The sequence below is a fragment of the Oceaniglobus trochenteri genome, assembly GCF_020529025.1.
GTDB classification, from domain to species: domain Bacteria; phylum Pseudomonadota; class Alphaproteobacteria; order Rhodobacterales; family Rhodobacteraceae; genus Oceaniglobus; species Oceaniglobus trochenteri.
The window spans coordinates 77,298-95,936 of sequence record NZ_JACNMM010000015.1; the positions used below are offsets into that span (position 1 = coordinate 77,298).

The following is an 18,639-nucleotide window of genomic DNA, read 5'->3' on the forward strand; positions in this document are numbered from 1 at the left end:
TCCTCATCAATAGACAGCCTCAAGAAGGCTGGCAGTGTATTCCTGCTGCGGATTGTTCAACACCTCGCGCGCCGCACCGCTTTCCACCACGCGGCCCTGGAACATGACGTAAACCCGGTCACACAAAAGGCGTGCGACGTTCAGGTCGTGGGTGATGAACACCATCGTCAGGTCGTGATCGCGGATCAGCCGGGTGAACAGTTCCAGAACCTGCGCCTGGATCGACACATCCAGCGAGGACAGCGGTTCGTCGCAAACCAGAAGTTCGGGTTCCACCGCCATGGCGCGGGCGATGGCGATACGCTGGCGCTGACCACCGGAAAATTCGTGCGGATAGCGGTCGATGTCCTGCCCGCCCAGACCGACCTCGAACATCAGTTCGCTCACCCGGTCGTCTTGCTGGGCGCGGGTCAGGTCCGGCCTGTGGATGATAAGGCTTTCGCGCACGATATTGCGGATGGTGGCGCGGGGGTTCAGCGATCCATAGGGATCCTGAAACACGATCTGCACATCGGATTTGAAGGCCATCAATTCGGCCTTGGAATATCCGGTCACATCGCGGCCCTTGAACCGGTAGGTGCCCGCGTCGTGTTTCAAAAGCCGGGTGATGATGTTGGCGACGGTCGATTTTCCGCTGCCGGATTCGCCCAGGATTCCGACAATTTCGCCCTTGTTCACCACCATGTCGACATCGCTGAGCGCGAATGACCGGGTGCGCACCAATGCACGGCTGGCGAACGTCTTGCCCACCCCCTCCAGTGTGACCATCGGTTCGGACATCACGCCCCCTTTCCAATGATGCAGGCGCTGAACCGCGCCTGCCCGGCGTCGTTGATCGGCAGAGGCGTGGCGCAGCAGCGATCTTTGGCGAACGCGCAGCGGTCGGCGAAGGAACAGCCGGCAAGGCCAAACCCCGCTCCCGCCGGTTCACCGGGAATCGGGCGAATGTCGGCCAAGGTCTTGTCCTTCGTCGGGATGCAGTCGAACAGCGCCTGGGTATAGGGATGCACTTCCTGATGGGCCAATTGATCGGCCTGGAACAAGTTCAGGAATTGCCCGGAGTATAGCACCCCGATCCGGTCCATGCTTTGGCGCAACAGCTCAAGGTTATGGGAAATCAGGATCACCGACAGCCCGCGCGTGCGGCTGCGTTCGACAATCAGATCGACGATCAACCGCTGGGTGGATGCATCCAGCGCGGTCGTAGGTTCATCGGCGATCAACAGCTCGGGTTCCTGCGCCAGAACGATGGCGATGACGATCCGCTGGCGCATCCCGCCGGAAAACTGGTCGGGGAACTGGCGAAAGGCAATGTCGGGTTCGGGGATGCCCACTTCGGCCAGCACGGCAATGGCCGCATCGCGGGCCTCGCGCGATTTGGGCGAAAGGCCGCGCGCGAGATACAAAGCCTCGGTGATCTGGGCGCCCACGCGCATGGACGGGTTCAGGGACGAGAACGGATCCTGCGGTATGAACCCGATCCGCTTGCCCAGAAGGCGCTTCATCTCCGTGTGATGGCTCTTGGCGGGCATGGTGCGCCCGTCGAACGTCACCTCGCCACCCGATACCACGGCATCGTCGTGCAGGCCAAAGACCGTCCGGGTGAACAGCGTCTTGCCTGACCCGGATTCACCGACGATGCCGAACAATTCACGCCGCCCCACCGACAGGCTGACGCCGCTGACCATTTCGCGGCCCCCCTGGCGCAGCGCAACCGACACCCGGTCAAGTCGCAGAAGCGGATCGTCCCGCACGCTCATGCCCGTCTCCTTGTCGTCGGGTCCAACTCGCGGCGCAGCATGTCGCCGATGATGTTGAAGGCCAGCGCAGTGACGAAAATCGCCAGCCCCGGCACCATCACCACCCACCAGGCACTGCCCGCGTGGGCGCGGCCCCCGGCGATCATCGCGCCCCATTCGGGCGCCGGGATCTGCGCGCCGACGCCGATGAACGACAGGCCGGAAATCGCCAGCATCACCGCCGAAATGTCCAGCGTGACCTGAATGATCAGCACGTCAAAGGCGTTGGGGATGACGTAGAACACCACCTTGCGCCAGGTCGGCACGCCCAGGGCCGTGGCCCCGGCGACGAAGGGTTCGGACAGGATATCATTGGTGATCATCCGCGACAGACGGGCATAGTTGGGCCACCACGAAAAGATCAACGCCCAGATCGCCGCCTCAAGGCTGGAGCCAAGCGCGGCGGCGAACCCCAGCGCCAGGATCAGCGGCGGAAACCCCAGCCAGATGTCGGCCAGCCGCATCAGCAGATTGTCCAGCCATCCGCCCACGAAGGCCGAGGTGATGCCGATCGCACAGCCGATCACCAGCACCACGGCAATCACCACCAGCGTCGACAGGATGGTCAGTTGCGCCCCCGCCATGAGGCGCGAGAGCACATCGCGCCCCGATCCGTCGGTGCCCAGCCAATGTTCGCCCGAAGGCGGTTGTAGCTTGCCGCGAAAGTCGATCTGAAGCGGGTCATAGGGGGTAAACCAGCCGCCGAACAGCGCCATGATCAGAATCGCCACCGCGAGGAAGATCGCGGCCCACTCCAGGGCGCCTTTGGGATAACTTGTCAGGTTGCCCATCACCCTTACCCCTCTGCCCGCTTGCGGGGGCTGAGCGCATAAAGCGTCATGTCCACCGCCAGATTGGCCAGCAGGAACACCAGCCCCACCACGAACACGACGGCCACGACGCCATGAATGTCCGATTGCGTCACCGCCTTCACGGCATAGCGCCCGATGCCGGGGCGTCCGAAAATCTCTTCCACCAGCACGGTTGCGCCCAGCATCCAGCCAAACTGCATTCCGAACACGGTCAGCGATGGCGTGGCGCCATTCGGGAACACGTGGCGGAACATGATCCGCCCCTCACCCGCGCCCTTGGCCCGCGCCAAGGTCACGTAATCCTTGCGAAATTCGCCGATCATCGACGTGCGGGTGATCCGCACACCCACGGCGGTGAACAACAGCGACAACGCGAAGGCCGGCAGGATCAGATGCGACAGCACGTCGAAGAACACATCCGGCCGCCCCCGCAGGATGGAATCGAGCAGATAGAACCCCGTGATCCCCTCGAACGCGCGGTACTCGAACCCGATGCGCCCGGCGACCGGGAACAACTGCCAGTCGGCGGCAAAGCTCTGTTGCAGAAGGATCGCCGTCCAGAAAATCGGCAGACCGGCCCCGGCCATCGCGAACAGGCGCACGATGTCGTCGAAGGTCGTGCCGTTGTAACGCGCGGTCAAAAGACCGACGGGCAGCGAGATGGCCAGGTTGATGACCATGGCGATCACGACCAGTTCAAGCGAGGGCGGAAGTTCGCGCAGCAGGTCATCGAGGATCGGCTGATGGGTAAACCATGAAGTGCCCAGATCGCCCTGAAGGATATTGCCGCAGTAGATCAGGAACTGGGTGACGAAAGGTTCGTCCAGGCCCATTTCGGTGCGCAGGGCGGCGATCTTCTCCGCCCCGGCGTTCGGCCCGGCGGCGGCGATGGCCGGATCGCCGGGCACCACATGGCTGAGCAGAAAGGTGATGAACACCAGAACGAACAGGGAGAGGGCCGAGAAGGCGACCCGTTGCAGGATATATGCCATGCGCGCGCCCCCTCCCGCCCGATCAGTTGACCGAGATGTTCCAGTAGTTGAACGTCTGGTGATGGGCGGCGTTGTAGATATAGCCCTTCACCTTGTCCGACATGGCCACCACCGATCCGGGCAGCGAGACGGTGATCACCACGTGATCCTGGCCGATCAATTCCTGCACCTGGCCGTAAAGCTCGGCCCGCTTGGCGGGGTCGGATTCGCTGGCCGCCTCGTTCAGCAGGGCGTCGACCTCGGGGTTGGAATACTGCGCCCAATTGTACCCGCCGTTGGCCCCGGAATTGGCCGAATTGAAGGTCGTGTTCAGAATGGCGTGGGGGTCGGGAAAGGTGGGGAAGTTATAGATCATGTTGATGTCGGATGTGGTAGCCACGTCCGTCACGGTCGCCGCCTGGGCGGGCCAGGTCATGCCTTCGGCATTCAGCGTGATGCCAAGCTGCGACAGGTTCGACTGAAGCTGTTCGACCGCGCTGGTCTCTTCCTGGATGCCGGGCAGATAGCGCACGGTCAACTCGGTCCCGTCCCAGCCGTTTTCCTCGACCATGGCGCGCGCGGCGTCCAGATCGAAGGGCAGTTCGGTGCCGGAAACATGGCCCATCCAGTCGGGCGGCAGCGGGCCGTCGGGCAGGGTGCCGAAACCGGCGAGCACGATGTCGAGGTGAAGTTGCCGGTCGAACGTCTGAGCCAGCATCTTGCGGAACGCCGGATCGCCGGTCGGCCCTTCGCTCGCGGTGTTAAACTGAAAGAACAACGGGGTGGCGGCGGCGCCGATGTCGACGGCAAAACCTTCGGTGTCCATCAGGGATTGTTTGTCCTCGACAGTGATGTCTGGTGCGATATGCACCTCGCCCGAGCGCAAAAGCGCCATCTGTGTCGAGGGCTCCGAAACATAGCGGAACAGCACCTCGGCCACATGATCGCCGTCCCAGCCACCCCAATAATTGTCGTATGCGGTCAGCGAAACCGCCTCGGTCGGTGCGTAGGAATTCACCTGATAGGGGCCCGACCCGGCATCGTTAACGGCCAACCAGCCACGCGCGTTGTCATCGCCCATGTGCGGCTCAACCATCGCCTTGCTGACGATGTAAATTCGCGACAGGGCCGAAATGAATGGACCGAAGGGGGCATCCAGGGTCAGCTTCACGGTGGTGTCGTCCACCGCGTCGGCCCCCGCGTAAGGCCCCATGTCGTTCATCACCGCTGCCGATGCCGCCTGAAGCCGGTCCAGCGTGAACACTACGTCGGCGGCGGTCAGCGGGCTGCCGTCGTGAAAGGTGACGTCATCGCGCAGCGTGAATGTATAGGTCTTGCCGTCTTCGGAAATGTCCCAGTCGGTCGCCAGTTGTGGTTCAACCGCAGTCTTCCCCGCGGGGAATTGCACCAGCGTGTTGTAGACCCCGACCAAAAGCTGATTGACGGTGGAATTGACGGCATTCGCCGGGTCCAGGTTTTCCGGCGTTTCGTTTTCGGCAATGACCAGAACACCAGATGGAGCGGCCTGAACCGGCATCGCTCCAACCAGCGCCAGCATGGAAACAGAAACGCCCAATATCCGCGCCGCGGTAACGGTTTTCATTGTATTTCCCCCTGTGATTGACCTTCAACGGTATACCAACAGCATCCCGTTTTTTAATCAAGCCTTTTTTTCAGCCCCTCCCACAAGGGCAAGCCAAAGGATCCGCCAGGGCGGTTCACACGGGTTTGAAATGCTTGAAAAACAGGCCTTGGGCGAACGCCCTATCTATCCGACCGCCTTGACCGCGAATCGGAACAGCGAACGGATATGGGTGGTCACCGCCTGCTTGACGCCGCGCACATCCCTGTCTGCCAGGGCGTTCAGGATGCGTTCGTGTTCGTTGGAATCCCGCGCGACACGTTCGGCCAGCCGCTCGATCTCGAACAGTTGCGTGGCGCTGCGCAACGATACGATGATCTCGCTCAGAACTTCGTTCCGGCAATGGCGGATGAACAATTCGTGTACTTCGTCATCCGACCGCCAATGCGCCAGCATATCGTAAGGATCGGCATCGCGCACGGCGATGACATTGGCGCGGGCCGCCTCGATCGCGTCGTGCGGTACATTGTCGATAGCCAGCGCCGCCGCCTCAGGCTCGACCATCTCGCGCACGCGGAGGCTTTGCAGGTATTCTTTCAGATCGACTTGGCGCACCAGATAGCTGCGGTTCGCGCCTTTGCGCAAAAGCCCCTCCCCCTCAAGCCGCTGCATTGCCTGGCGCAATGGGGTGCGCGATACGCCCAGCCTCTTGGCCAGGTGAAGTTCGACAAGCGGCTCACCGCCGACAATCTCGCGGGTGCGGATCAGCTCGGCCAGGGCGGAATAGGCTTTGTCCGAAAGGGTCTTGCCTTTGCGGGGCAAGGGCGGCACCGCCGATCTTGCCGCTGCATTCGTTCCGGTCTTGTCAGTCTCAACGCCCATCGCTTCAGACCATCATCCTTATCCGCCAATCGCTCCGCCAACGCGGGGCGCACCAAGGCCGTTTCCAATGGGCCGCAGTGCTAGCGCAATTTGCCCAGTCGGAACAGCGATTTCAACGTTCGACAGGCAGCACCCATGCGAGAACCTGCAAAAATCGGTTGCACCGAGGGGCGAACGTCGGGTTAAATACGGTATACAATCTGTGTGCAATACATTCACAACCAAGGAACCGCCATGGCTGAGGGGACAGACGCGCTCGACTTTCTGCAACGCCTTGTCGTCGCCCAGGCGAAAGGCGAAGCCGCGGTGCAGGACGTCATCGCCGAAGCGCTGTCCGCTGCGGGCTGCACCTTTCAAAGCCACAGCTATCTGCCCGCCGATGTTCCGGTGACGGGTGAATTCGCCGTGGCCGAAAATGCCGATCCTCATGAACGCACGGCCATCGTGGGCACCCTGCCCGGCACCGATCCTGCCTGCCGCAGCCTTCTGATGTTCGCGCATCCCGATGGCGAACCCGCGCACGACACATCACGCTGGACCCATCCGCCCTTCCAGACCACCCGCATCGACGGCCGCATTCATGGCTGGGGCGTGGCCGACGATCTGGCCGGATGCGCGGCGGCGGTGCTTGCCATCCGCCATCTGGCCCAGACCCCCGGCCCGCGCGGCGATCTGATTTTCGCCTCGACACCGTCCAAACGCCACGCCCGCGGTGTTGCGGCGCTGTTGCACCGGGGGGTGAGGGCGGATGCCGCGTTGTACCTTCACCCGGCGGAATCCGGGCGCGGCATGGCCGAAATCAAGGCCGTGACCTGCGGCCACCTGGAATTTCGCGTCACCGTCTGCGGCCGCGCGCCCGACACCCATGAACCCAGCCACACGGCGTTTTCCCATCTGGCGGTCAATCCTGTGGATAAGGCGGTGATCCTTCATGCCGCGCTGATGGCCCTTGCCGAAGACCGGGCGGAACGGATCCGCCACCCCCTGATCGAAGCCGAGGTGGGCCGCGCCAGCAACCTGCACGTCGCGGCGATTCAGGCTGGCACCATGGGCGCGCTCTCACGGCTGGCCCCGGAGTGCGCGCTTGGCTGTGCGCTTTCCTTTCCGCCGGGCGAATCCCCCGACACCCTGCGCAGGGAAGTCGAAACCGCCCTTGCCCGTGCCGCGCAAGCCGACCCCTGGATGGCCGACCATCCGCCACAGATCGATTGGCTGTCCGGCGTGACCGGCGCCGAGGTTTCCCGCGATCATCCCTTGTGGAAGGTCGCCAGCGGTGTCGTGGGCCGCGCCACCGGCGCCGAACCCGTGGTGAATCCGATGCATACCGCAAGCGACATTCGGGTGCCGATGATCGAGGCCGGCATTCCCTGTGTCGGGTTCGGCTGCCTGGCCGGCGATCTGACCCACAGCGGACGCCACGATGAATGGGTGGATGCCGCCGATTACCTGCGCATGGTCGATGTCACCGCTGCCATCGCCGCCGATTGGTGCGCGGGCGCGAGGGAATAACGGCAGATGCAATCGATCGTGCGAACAGTGAGCGGCGACATCGCACCCGATACTCTCGGGCCTATCGCCTTTCACGAACACCTTCTGTTCGACATCGCGCCCCCCGGATCGGGCGCAGGCACGCCCATAACGATGCACAATCGATGGCAGGCGGATTACCTCTCCAACGTCAATCCGGCCAATGCCCGCCAGACCGACCGCAACGCGGCGGCGGATGAATTGCGTGCCTTCGCGGCCGATGGCGGCACCCTTCTGGTGGATCAATCGGTCATCGGCCTAGGCCGCGACCCCGAAGGTCAGCGCGCCGTCGCCCGCGCCACGGGTGTGGCGGTGGTGGCCGCAACCGGCACCTATACCGCCCCCTATCTCAGCGAGGCCATCAAAGCGCTGAGCGTGGCGCAATTGGCCGATCTGTTCACCGCCGAAATCACCGAGGGTATGGATGGCACCGATGTGCGCGCCGGGCTGATCGGCGAAATCGGATGTTCCTGGCCGCTGGAACCTGCCGAACACCGCGCCTTGATCGCCGCCGCCCAGGCCCAGAGACGCACCGGGGCAGCCGTCAGCGTGCATCCAGGGCGCCACCCCGACGCCTGCGGACAGATCCTCGATATTCTTGAAGAATCCGGCGGCGATCTGTCACGCACCGTGCTGTGCCACATGGACCGCACATACCCCGACGGCACCGGAGTCCTACCTCTGCTTGAGCGGGGCGCCAATGTCGAATGGGATTTTTTCGGCATCGAACAATCGCACTACTGGATGGGCGAGGTCGTGCTTCCGACCGATCTGGACCGTCTGCACCTTATTCACGATCTGGCCCGCCGGGGCTTTGGCGACCGGATCACGATCTCGCAGGACATATGCACCCGCACCCGAATGATCGGTTGGGGCGGCCATGGCTATGGCCATTTCCTGCGCAACGTGCCGCCGCTGATGCGGCGACTGTCAATGGCGCCCGATCTGATCGACGCGCTGCTGCGGCGCACGCCCCTGCGCCTGCTTACCCTGAAGGAGAAGTCCCCATGACGCGGTTTCGCGGCACATTCACCGTAATGATCACCCCGTTCGGGCACGACGGCGCGCTTGATCTCGGGCGGCTCGCCGCCTTTACCGACTGGCAGGTGCGCGAGGGCATTCACGGGCTGATCCCGCTGGGATCCACCGGCGAATTCCTGTCGATGACCGACGACGAACACCGCGCCGCCGCCGCCTGCGTCGTCGATACGGTGGCCGGGCGCGTGCCGGTCTTGATCGGCGCCGGGGCCGAACGCACCGAAGATTGCATGGATCGCGCCCGCATGGCCCGCGACGTCGGCGCCGACGGAACGATGATCATCCCGCCATTCTATTCCACCCCGACGGAACCCGAACTGATCCGCCATTACGAACGCATCGCGGCCGCGACCGACCTGCCGATGATGATCTACAACAACCCCGCCACCGCCAATGTGGACCTGACCCCACCCTTGGTGGCGCGGCTGAGCGAGATCGAACATGTGGATTACATCAAGGAATCCACGATGGACCCGACCCGGATTCGCGACATCCTGGATCTGTCGGACGGGCGGATGTGCGTCTTCGGCGGGATCATGGGATACGAGAGTTTTTGCAGCGGCGCCGATGGCTGGGTGGCGGTGCCCAGCAACCTTCTGCCCGCCGATTGCGCACGGCTTTACGATCTGACTATGGCCGGCAAGCACACCGAAGCACGGGCACTTTACGCCCAGATCCTGCCGGTGATCCGGCTGGTGGGCGGGCACCGTTACGTGTCGGCCACAAAATCGGCACTGAACCTGATGGACCACCCGGTGGGCGATCCGCGCGCGCCGCGCCTGCCCACACCCGCCGGCGAAATGGAAGCCTTGCGCCGTGCATTAGAGGATGCAGGCGTCCGTCTCAACGACGCCGCCTGACCCGCGATGGTGCCCGAGACGTTCACCTTCACCTTCGACGGACAAGAGGTTTCGGCCCGCAGGGGCGACTCCATCGCCGCTGCCCTTGCCGCCGCCGGAACGTTCAGTCTCGGTCGGCGCATGTCGGCACGGGCGCGGGGGGTCTATTGCGGGATGGGCGCCTGTCAGGATTGTCTGGTGACAGTCGACGGGCACCGCTCGCTGCGCGCCTGCATGGCCGAGGCCGAACCGGGCATGAATGTGGGCACGCAGGACGATGGGTCGGGGGCGGTGATCCCGGCCCCCGGCGACGCTCCCGCGGCCACTGACAGGACTTGCGACCTTGCCATCGTGGGTGCCGGGCCTGCCGGGCTTGAGGCCGCAATTGCCGCCACAGAAGTCGGGCTGACGGTGCTGGTGATCGACGAACGCAGCGCGCCGGGCGGGCAGTATTTCAAACCCCCCAGCGACGGCAGCCGCAAGCCGGGCCGCGATAGACAGCACCGCCGGGGCGATGCGCTGCGCGACCGGTTCGCGGCTTGCGGCGCCACCCTGATCGACCGTGCCACGGTCTGGTTCGCGCGCGGCACTGAGGACGGCTTCGTGCTGCGCTTCACACGTGACGGCACGGAAACCCGAGTGACGGCGGCAACGGCTATCCTGGCCACCGGCGCCCATGAGCGCCCTGCGCCCGTGCCCGGCTGGACGGCACCCGGGGTCATGACCATCGGCGCGGCACAGACCCTTGCCCGCCGCTATGGCGTTGCGCCGGGCAAGCGGATCCTGATTGCCGGGCAAGGGCCGCTGGGCCTGCAACTGGCGGTCGAGCTTATGGAAATCGGGGCGGATGTGGTCGGCGTGGCCGAACGCAGCGCCATGCCCTTGCAGCGCCTGATCCGCATCGCCATGGCCGATCCAGGGCTGGCGGCCTCCGGGGCTGGATACCTTCTGCGTCTGCGGCGGGCCGGCGTGCCGCTTTGGCGCACCTCCGAGGTGACGGCGATCGGCGCGCCCGGAACCGATGGGCTGCGCGACGTGACGCTGGCCTCGACCGGCGGCGGCGACATCCGCAACCAACGCGCCGATGCGGTCTGCATGGGCGATGGGTTCGTCCCGCAGATCGAACTGGCCCGCCTTCTGGGCTGTCCGCTGGAGCCGGGCGGCACCATCGCCCGCGCGCCCGACGGGGCGACCGCCCGGCCCGGCCTTTGGGTCGCGGGCGACGGCGGGGGGCTTGGCGGCGCGCAGGCGGCCATGGCGCAGGGGCGGCTGGCCGGGCTTTCCGCCGCGCGCCACCTTGGCCGCGACGCCCCCGAGGATGGCGCGACCGTCCGCCGACTGACCCGCGCGCAACGGTTCCAGGCCGCGCTGTGGTCGGCCTATAGCGCCCCCACGCGCGCCGCGCCAACGGGCGATACCATCGTTTGCCGCTGTGAAACCGTCACCGCAGGGCAGATCGGCGCCGCCATCAACGCGGGCGCAACCGATCCGGGCGCCATCAAACGCAGCACCCGCTGCGGGATGGGACGCTGCCAGGGGCGGTTCTGCACCCCCACCCTGCTGTCGATCCTGCAATCGCACGGCGTGAAAACGCCCCCCGCCGCGCTGGCCGCGCCGCAACTGCCCGCCCGCCCGGTGCGCGCGGGCCAATTGCTGCGCGAAAAGCCCGAATGGGGCGGCCACCGCGAGGCACGCCCTTCGGCCCGCCCCGAACCGCCCGCGACTGCGCCTTTGCCGATAAGCCGCGCCGATGTCGTTGTGATCGGCGCGGGGGTGACAGGGCTGGCCGCCGCGCGGCACGCCGCGCTGTCGGGGGCCAGCGTCCTGTGCCTTGAGCGTGGGCGCGCGGGCGCCGAAGCCTCGGGCGGGAACGCGGGCAGCCTGCATCTCCAATTGTTGTCGTGGGATTTCGGCGCCAAGGCAGTGGCCGGAGGGTCGCCCGCCCTACGCACCCTGCCGCTACAGGCCGAATCCATCGCGCTGTGGTCGAAGCTGGAACAAGAACGCGGCGACGATTTTGAAATGAAGGTGACCGGCGGTCTGATGCTGGCCGAGAACCCCGACCAGATCGAATTTCTGACCGCAAAGGCCCGCGCCGAGGGCAAGGTCGGCATCGAAACCCACGTCATCGGCAAGGACGACATCGCGCGCATAGCCCCGGCCCTGTCGGACCGGTTCGTTGCCGCCGCCTGGTGCCCCGGCGAGGGCAAGATCAATCCGCTGGCCGCCAATGATGCCCTGCTGGCCGCCACGCGGGACGTCGGGGCGGTGGTGGCCGAACGCTGCCCTGTTCTGGCCATAGAACGCGACGGCGACGGTTACGCCGTGGCGACCGCCGGCGGCACAATCCACGCCACCCGCATCGTCATCGCTGCGGGCGGGTGGAGCGCGCAACCCGGCGCGATGCTGGGCGTTTCGTTGCCGATCCGGGGCGCGCCGTTGCAGATGATCGTCACCGAACCCGCACCGCCCCTGGTGCCCTGCCTTGTCGCCCATGCCGACCGGCACCTGACCCTGAAACAGGCCACGGCCGGCGGTCTGTTGATCGGCGGCGCCTGGCCCGCTTCGGTCAACGCATCCGGCCAGTCCGAGGTTCTCCCCGAAAGCCTGGAAGGCAACCTCTGGGTTGCCGCGCGCACGGTGCCCGCCGTCGGCGGGCTATCGGTGGTGCGAAGCTGGGCCGCGATGAACATCGATATCGACGGCGCGCCGCTGCTGTCGCACCTGCCCGGCCATCCCAATGTCGTCGTCGCGGCCACTGCCAACGGTTACACGCTTGGCCCCCTCGTGGGCCGCGAGGCGGCGACCGGCGTTCTGGGCGGGCGGATGCGCAACGACCTGCAAGAATTCGACCTCACCCGTTTCAACACCTGACCCGAAAGGCACAGACCCATGAGCGACATCAAGATCACCGCAGGCCCCTGGACCCTGGAAGCGCGGCTGGAGCGTGAGGCCGCCCCTGAGACATGCGCCGCGTTCGAGGCGCTGCTTCCTTGGGAAAGCCAGCTTGTCCATGTGCGTTGGAGCGGCGAGGGCGTGTGGATTCCACTGGGCGACCGCAAGTTCGGCTTCGGCTATGAAAACCACACCAGTCATCCGGCGCCGGGGCAATTCATTTTCTATCCCGGCGGGATCAGCGAAACCGAGGTTTTGCTGGCCTATGGCGGGCTCGATTTCTCATCGAAGATGGGTCAACTGGCCGGCAACCACTTTTTGACCGTCACCAAGGGCCAGGAACATCTGGCCGAACTTGGGCCGCATGTCCTTTGGAAGGGCGCGACCGACATCAGGTTTGAAAAGATCGGCTGACCGCCTTTTTTTTCGGCACCGGGCAGGATTTCCGGCCCGGTGCAGACACCGCCCGCGCAGAGGTGTTGACAGAATCGCCCCCTTAAATAGTATACAATCGGAATACACAAAGAACGCAAGCCCGAGAATAATCCGACGCCGGCCAACCAGAGCCGGGCCGGGATTTGCGACACACCCGACCCCAACAGGAGTGACATCATGCTTTCCATCCGCTCAAGAGGCCCAATCTCGCGTACCGCCCTTGCCCTGCCATTGGGGCTGCTGGCCCTTGCTGCCGCGCCCGCCGCCGCACAGGACACGCTAGTCGTCGACGCCAACTTTCAGTTGAAGACCGCCGACCCAGCCCGCGCCTTTGAACCGACTGCCAGCCTTGTCCTGCACCCCGTTTACGAAACGCTCGTCACCTTCGAAGGGTCCGACGTGACGCAGGTTGTGCCGCTTTTGGCCAATGTCCCCGAGATCTCGCAGGACGTGAAGACCTTCACCTTCACCCTGAACGACGGCGCCACCTTCAGCGACGGTTCGCCCGTCGAAGTGTCGGACGTGGTGTTTTCCCTGGAGCGCGCTCGCGATCTGAAGGGCAGCCCGTCCTATCTGATGCGCGGCGTGTCGGTCGCGGCGGGCGATGCGCCTGGCACCATCGTTCTAACCACCGAAGCGCCCGATCCCGCCCTGCCCTTCAAGTTGACCAACCTAGCGCTCAGCATTCTGAACGCCGACGTGTTGAAGGAAAACGGCGGCACCGCCACCCCCGAGGACGGGGCTGAACGGTTCCTTTCGGAAACATCTGTCGGATCCGGGCCATACGTCCTGACCAAATTCGACACCTCTTCCGAAGTGATCCTGGAATCCAACGGCGCCTATTGGGGCGATGCGCCGGTCTATGACCGGATCGTTGTGCGCAACGTCAACTCCAACGCCCAGCAGATGAACGTCGCGCGCGGTGCGTCGCAGGTCGCGCTGAACCTGCGGCCCGATCAGGTTGGTTCGATCGAAGACCGGGTGAACGTGTTTTCCGGCCCGGCCGCCGATATGGGCTTCATGTTCCTGAACGGCAACCCCGAGGTTTCCGAACTGTCCACCAACGCCGATCTGCGCGAAGCGGTTCGGTACGGCATCGACTATCAGGGCATCATCGACTTTATCGGCGAAGGCGCGGTGCAGCCCGCCGGCATCATCCCGACGATGATCGAGGGATCCTTGCCCACTGATCAGAGACCCACGCGCGATGTGGAACGGGCCAAGGCCGCGCTGGGGCGCAGTGGGCTGAACAACCCTACCCTGACCATCAGCTATGCCGCCGACCTGGCGAAGTACGGCATCGCCTTTGCCGACATCGCCGCAAAGGTGCAGGCCGATCTGGCCGAAATCGGCATCAATGTCGAATTGAACCCGGAATCGGTGCAGGCGAACCTGGACAACTACCGCGGCGGCACGCTTGAGATGAGCGTTCAGTGGTGGGGCGGCACCCCGCACCCCAGCAATTCGCTTCCCTTCACCTCGGGCAAGCTGGTCGGCCTTCGCGCTGGTTGGGCCGAGGGTGGCTCGCCCGAACTTGAAGAACTGGCCAGCAAGGCCGAGGTCGCATCGGTTGCCGATGAACGCATCGCGCTTTACCGCGAGTGGCAGACCAAGTTGAATGAAGTGGGCCCGTTCATCCCCTTGTTCCAGCCGCCGGTCACCCTGGTGGGCACCAAGGACATCGAACCCTTGGAATACAACCCCATGTGGACGGTAGACTTGAGCGACGTGCGCCCCGCACAGTAACGAAAGGACCGGTTCGGGCAGGGATGATACCACGATGATGCAGATGATAAGATCAGGATGGTATCGCCTGCCGGGCCTGTTGCGTTTCACGCTGGGGCGGCTGGTGGTGGGCGCGCTGCTGTGCGTGGGCGTGACGTTCATTTCCTTTACGCTGACGCAGGTGGTGCCGGGCGATCCGGTAATGGCCAACCTGGGCGAACGGGCCGCGTCCGACCCGGAAATCGTGGCGCTTTATCGTGAACGCTACGGATTGGACCAATCGCTGCCGGAACAATACGCGCGCTATCTGGGGCGGCTCTTGCAAGGCGATCTGGGTGAATCTCAACAGACCCACCGCCCCGTCGCCACCGACCTTGCCACCTACATGAGCGCGACGATCGAACTGGCCATCGTGGCGATGATCCTGGCCATGGCCGCGGGTGTTGCTTTGGGCATCACTGCCGCCGTCTGGCGCAACCGCTGGCCCGATCAGGCAATCCGCGTGATTTCGCTGGCGGGGGTATCGGTGCCCACGTTCTGGCTGGCGCTGGTGTGTCTTTACGTCTTCTTTTTCAAGCTGAACCTGTCGCCCGGTGTCGGGCGGCTTGGCCCCGGCACGCCGGCCCCGCCCACGCTGACCGGGCTTTATACCTTCGATGCGCTGCTGTCGGGCCAATGGGGCCTGTTTCGCGAAGCATTGTCCTATATCGCGCTGCCAGCCCTTGTGCTTGCCACCTATACCACAGGGATCGTCACCCGGTTCACCCGCGTGGCGATGCTGGATTCGCTTGGCAACGACTACGTGCGCGCCGCGCGGGCCAAGGGACTGCCCGCGCGCACGGTGATCCTGCGCCACGCCCTGCGCCCGGCACTGGCGGCCATCGTCACCGTTTCGGGCATGGCCTTCGGGCGGATGCTGGCCGGGGCGGTTCTGGTGGAATCGGTCTATTCCTGGCCGGGGCTGGGGCTTTATGCCTACCGCAGCGCGCTGACTCTGGATTTGCAGGCAATCATGGGCGTCAGCCTGATTATCGCCGTGATCTACATCCTGGTGAACCTGGGGGTGGACATCCTTTATGCCGTGATTGACCCTAGGATCCGTTACTGATGGCCAACGTTACCACGAACACCCACCGCGTAGGGCGCAAGCGCAGGTCGGAATGGATGCAGCCTCTGGGCCTGATCGGGGCGACGATCCTGATCGCCTTTGCGCTGATCGCCATCGTCGCACCGCTGGTCGCGCCCTACGATCCACTGGCGCAAGAGGCGCGCCGGCTGATGCCCCCCAGCGCCGACCATTGGTTCGGCACCGACCAGTTGGGCCGCGATGTGTTCAGCCGGGTGATCCACGGCGCGCGACTGTCGTTGCCCTACGCGCTGCAACTGGTGGTGATGGCGGGGATTCTCGGCACCGTCCTTGGCGCCATCGCCGGGTTCTTCGGCGGCTGGGTGGACGGCGTGATCATGCGTGCCGCCGATCTGGTGCTGGCGTTTCCCGACATCATCTTGGCCATGGCGGTGGTCGCCGCCCTGGGGCCAGGGCTGTTCAACGCCGTCCTTGCGGTGGTGATCGTAAGCTGGCCGATCTATGCCCGCGTCGCCCGGTCGATGATCCTGACCCTGCGCCAGGAACCCTTCGTGCTGTCGCGCCGCCTTCTGGGGGCCTCGTCGATCCGCACCCTGTGGTCCGAGATCCGCCCCAACATCACCGGCCCGCTGGTGGTTCTGGTGGCGCTGGAATACGGCCATGCGGTTCTGATCCTTTCGGGGCTGTCATTCCTGGGTCTTGGCGCGCAACCCCCGGCGGCGGAATGGGGCGCGATGGTATCGGAAGGGGCCAAATACTTCGACAAATGGTGGATGAGCGTTTTCCCCGGCCTTGCCATTCTCATGGTGGTAATGGCCGCCAATTTCCTGGGCGACACCCTGCGAGATGTGATCGATCCGCGCAGCAAAAGGCACCTGTCATGACCGGCGCGCCGCTCCTGGATGTCACCGACCTGACGGTCAGCCTGCCCCACCCCGATGGCAGCCGCCTGTTTGCCGTGCGCGATCTGAACCTGCGGGTGGGCGCGGGGCAGATCGCCGGGCTGGCGGGCGAAAGCGGTTCGGGCAAGTCGATCACCTCGCTGGCGCTGATGGGGCTTCTGCCCGATGGCGCGAAGGTCAGCGGCAGCGCGATGTTCGAGGGGCGGGATCTTCTGTCCATGTCCGCGCGGGACCGGGCGGCGCTGCGAGGGCGGCAGATGGCAATGATCTTTCAGGATCCGATGACCGCGCTGCACCCGATGCTGTCGATCGGGCGGCAGATGACCGAACACTACCGCCACCATTTCGCCACTACACAAGCCAAGGCCATGCGCCGCGCCGAAGAGATGCTGGACCTCGTGCGTATCCCCGATCCGCGCGGTGCCCTGAAACGCAGCCCGCACCAGTTTTCAGGCGGGATGCGCCAGCGGATCGCAATTGCCATGGCCCTGTGTTGCGAACCGACGCTGATCATCGCGGACGAGCCCACGACCGCCCTGGATGTGACGGTGCAGGCGGGAATCCTGCGCCTGTTCGAACGTCTCCGCGGTGAGTTGGACCTGTCGGTATTGCTGATCACCCACGATCTTGGGGTGATGTCGGCGGTCGCCGACCGGGTTTCGGTGATGTATGCCGGGCGGCTGGTGGAAGGTGGCGCGCGCGCCGATGTCCTGACCCGCCCGCGCCATCCTTATACCCACGGGTTGCTCAACGCCCTGCCCGGCGCGGGAGGCAGCGGCGGGATGCAGACCATTCCCGGCCTGCCGCCCTCCATCGCCACCCATCCTCCCGGCTGTGCGTTTCATCCGCGTTGCCCGTTCTGCGCCCCGTCCTGCAAGGTGGACACACCACCGCTTGTGGCGATCAGCGACGACCGACGGATCGCCTGCCCCATCGACCCGCTTGCCCCGAAAAAGGTCACGGCATCATGAGCCTTCTGGAATTGCGCAATGTGACGGTCAGCTATCCGGGGCCGCGCGGCCAGCCGGTTCACGCCGTGGCGGGCGCCGATCTGGATGTGCTGGCGGGCCGGGTGACCGCGCTTGTCGGCGAAAGCGGCTGTGGTAAATCCTCGCTGGGCAAGGCGGCAGTGGGGCTTTTGGCCCCCTCTGGTGGAACGGTGCGGTTTGACGGCGCACCTCTTGGCGCCCTTGGCCGGGGCGCTCGCCCGGAGGCGCAGCGGGCACTTCAGATGGTGTTTCAGGATCCCTATTCCTCGCTAAACCCGCGCCGCCGGGTGGGCGCGCAGGTGGCCGACGGCGTGCTGGCCGGCCCCGATGCCGATACCCCCGACATCGACGCCAAGGTCGGTGAGGTGCTGGAGCGCGTCGGCCTGCCCGCCCGCATCGCCAGCCAGTTCCCGCATGAATTTTCCGGCGGTCAGCGGCAGCGGATCGCCATCGCCCGCGCCCTGGCCGCGCGACCCCGCTGCATCGTCGCGGACGAACCCATTTCGGCGCTCGATGCCTCGGCGCAGGCGTCGGTCGCGATGCTGCTGGCGGATCTGGTCAAGGAGACCGGGATGGGCCTGCTGTTCATCTCGCACGACCTGTCCATCGTGCGCCGGATCGCCGATGACATTGCGGTCATGTATCTTGGCAAGATCGCGGAACGCGGTGCCCCCGACGATCTTTGGCGCGCGCCGCTGCATCCCTATTCCGAAGGGTTGATCGGCGCGATCCCCGAAGCCGACGGCGCCGGTCGCCTGCCTGCCGACCTGCCCGGCGATGTGGCCGACCCTGCCGAACCGCCGTCGGGGTGCCGGTTTCATCCCCGCTGCCCCATGGCGCAGCGGATCTGCGCGACCGACCAGCCGGTCCTGCGCCCATTCGATCCCAACCGCGCGGCCGCCTGCCATTTTGCCGGAGACCGCGCGACCTGAACCGTCCCGCCACCGCGCTTTCATCGGTCAGCCGGCCCGATGAAAGCGCGACAAGCCCAGCGGCAATGCCCATGACGGTTGCTAGGTGTTTGATCCCGCGGTTTCGACTGCGAGGATTGATGTTCAGCAGGAAATAACGCGCGACAAGACAAAAACGGCCAAGAATGCGCTCTGGTTCTTCGGAGTCGGCGTGTCGCAATATGAAAACGCCTCCCAGAATCTGG

The 18,639-nt window shown here is 65.1% G+C and carries 16 protein-coding genes; 10 read left to right on the forward strand and 6 right to left on the reverse strand.

What is annotated here, in order from left to right:
• Positions 1–6: 6 nt before the first annotated feature.
• From H7828_RS19955 to H7828_RS19980, 6 genes are all read right to left on the reverse strand, one after another.
• Entirely contained in the window at positions 7–780 is a 774-nt protein-coding gene (locus H7828_RS19955; RefSeq protein ID WP_226782829.1) for an ABC transporter ATP-binding protein, read from the reverse strand.
• Complete coding sequence (locus tag H7828_RS19960) at positions 780–1,760, reverse strand: ABC transporter ATP-binding protein (RefSeq protein WP_226782830.1); 981 nt, start codon at positions 1,758–1,760, stop codon at positions 780–782. The genes H7828_RS19955 and H7828_RS19960 overlap by 1 nt, the downstream gene beginning before the upstream one ends.
• Positions 1,757–2,590: an ABC transporter permease gene (locus H7828_RS19965; protein WP_226782831.1), complete on the reverse strand. Its 834-nt coding sequence runs from the start codon at positions 2,588–2,590 to the stop codon at positions 1,757–1,759. The genes H7828_RS19960 and H7828_RS19965 overlap by 4 nt, the downstream gene beginning before the upstream one ends.
• A gap of 5 nt (positions 2,591–2,595) precedes the next feature.
• On the reverse strand, positions 2,596–3,603 hold the full coding sequence (locus tag H7828_RS19970) for an ABC transporter permease (protein ID WP_226782832.1): 1,008 nt from the start codon (positions 3,601–3,603) through the stop codon (positions 2,596–2,598).
• A 22-nt stretch (positions 3,604–3,625) separates the two neighbouring features.
• The gene (locus tag H7828_RS19975) at positions 3,626–5,185 is read right to left on the reverse strand and encodes an ABC transporter substrate-binding protein (RefSeq protein ID WP_226782833.1); all 1,560 of its coding nucleotides are present in this window, start codon (positions 5,183–5,185) and stop codon (positions 3,626–3,628) included.
• A gap of 165 nt (positions 5,186–5,350) precedes the next feature.
• Positions 5,351–6,046, reverse strand: coding sequence for a GntR family transcriptional regulator (locus H7828_RS19980; RefSeq protein ID WP_226782834.1), 696 nt, complete (start codon positions 6,044–6,046; stop codon positions 5,351–5,353).
• A 234-nt stretch (positions 6,047–6,280) separates the two neighbouring features.
• Here H7828_RS19980 and H7828_RS19985 point away from each other — a divergent pair, with 234 nt between their 5' ends.
• The 10 genes from H7828_RS19985 (at position 6,281) to H7828_RS20030 (ending at position 18,415) form a co-directional block, all read left to right on the forward strand.
• Positions 6,281–7,555 carry a M20/M25/M40 family metallo-hydrolase gene (locus H7828_RS19985; protein ID WP_226782835.1) on the forward strand — a complete coding sequence of 425 codons (1,275 nt, stop codon included), beginning with the start codon at positions 6,281–6,283 and terminating at the stop codon, positions 7,553–7,555.
• A 6-nt stretch (positions 7,556–7,561) separates the two neighbouring features.
• Positions 7,562–8,584, forward strand: a complete 1,023-nt coding sequence (locus H7828_RS19990; RefSeq protein WP_226782836.1) for a phosphotriesterase family protein — start codon at positions 7,562–7,564, stop codon at positions 8,582–8,584.
• Complete coding sequence (locus H7828_RS19995) at positions 8,581–9,471, forward strand: dihydrodipicolinate synthase family protein (RefSeq protein WP_226782837.1); 891 nt, start codon at positions 8,581–8,583, stop codon at positions 9,469–9,471. Before H7828_RS19990 ends, H7828_RS19995 begins: the two co-directional genes overlap by 4 nt.
• Positions 9,472–9,477: 6 nt before the next feature.
• The gene (locus tag H7828_RS20000) at positions 9,478–12,324 is read left to right on the forward strand and encodes an FAD-dependent oxidoreductase (protein WP_226782838.1); all 2,847 of its coding nucleotides are present in this window, start codon (positions 9,478–9,480) and stop codon (positions 12,322–12,324) included.
• An 18-nt stretch (positions 12,325–12,342) separates the two neighbouring features.
• A complete protein-coding gene (locus H7828_RS20005; RefSeq protein ID WP_226782839.1) occupies positions 12,343–12,759 on the forward strand; it encodes a DUF3830 family protein in 417 nt (138 codons plus the stop codon).
• Between the two features lie 198 nt (positions 12,760–12,957).
• On the forward strand, positions 12,958–14,526 hold the full coding sequence (locus H7828_RS20010) for an ABC transporter substrate-binding protein (RefSeq protein WP_226782840.1): 1,569 nt from the start codon (positions 12,958–12,960) through the stop codon (positions 14,524–14,526).
• Positions 14,527–14,560: 34 nt separating this feature from the next.
• Complete coding sequence (locus H7828_RS20015) at positions 14,561–15,613, forward strand: ABC transporter permease (protein WP_226782841.1); 1,053 nt, start codon at positions 14,561–14,563, stop codon at positions 15,611–15,613.
• The gene (locus H7828_RS20020) at positions 15,613–16,476 is read left to right on the forward strand and encodes an ABC transporter permease (RefSeq protein ID WP_226782842.1); all 864 of its coding nucleotides are present in this window, start codon (positions 15,613–15,615) and stop codon (positions 16,474–16,476) included. The genes H7828_RS20015 and H7828_RS20020 overlap by 1 nt, the downstream gene beginning before the upstream one ends.
• Positions 16,473–17,465 carry an ABC transporter ATP-binding protein gene (locus tag H7828_RS20025; protein ID WP_226782843.1) on the forward strand — a complete coding sequence of 331 codons (993 nt, stop codon included), beginning with the start codon at positions 16,473–16,475 and terminating at the stop codon, positions 17,463–17,465. The genes H7828_RS20020 and H7828_RS20025 overlap by 4 nt, the downstream gene beginning before the upstream one ends.
• A complete protein-coding gene (locus tag H7828_RS20030) occupies positions 17,462–18,415 on the forward strand; it encodes an ABC transporter ATP-binding protein (protein WP_226782844.1) in 954 nt (317 codons plus the stop codon). The genes H7828_RS20025 and H7828_RS20030 overlap by 4 nt, the downstream gene beginning before the upstream one ends.
• Positions 18,416–18,639: the final 224 nt, after the last annotated feature.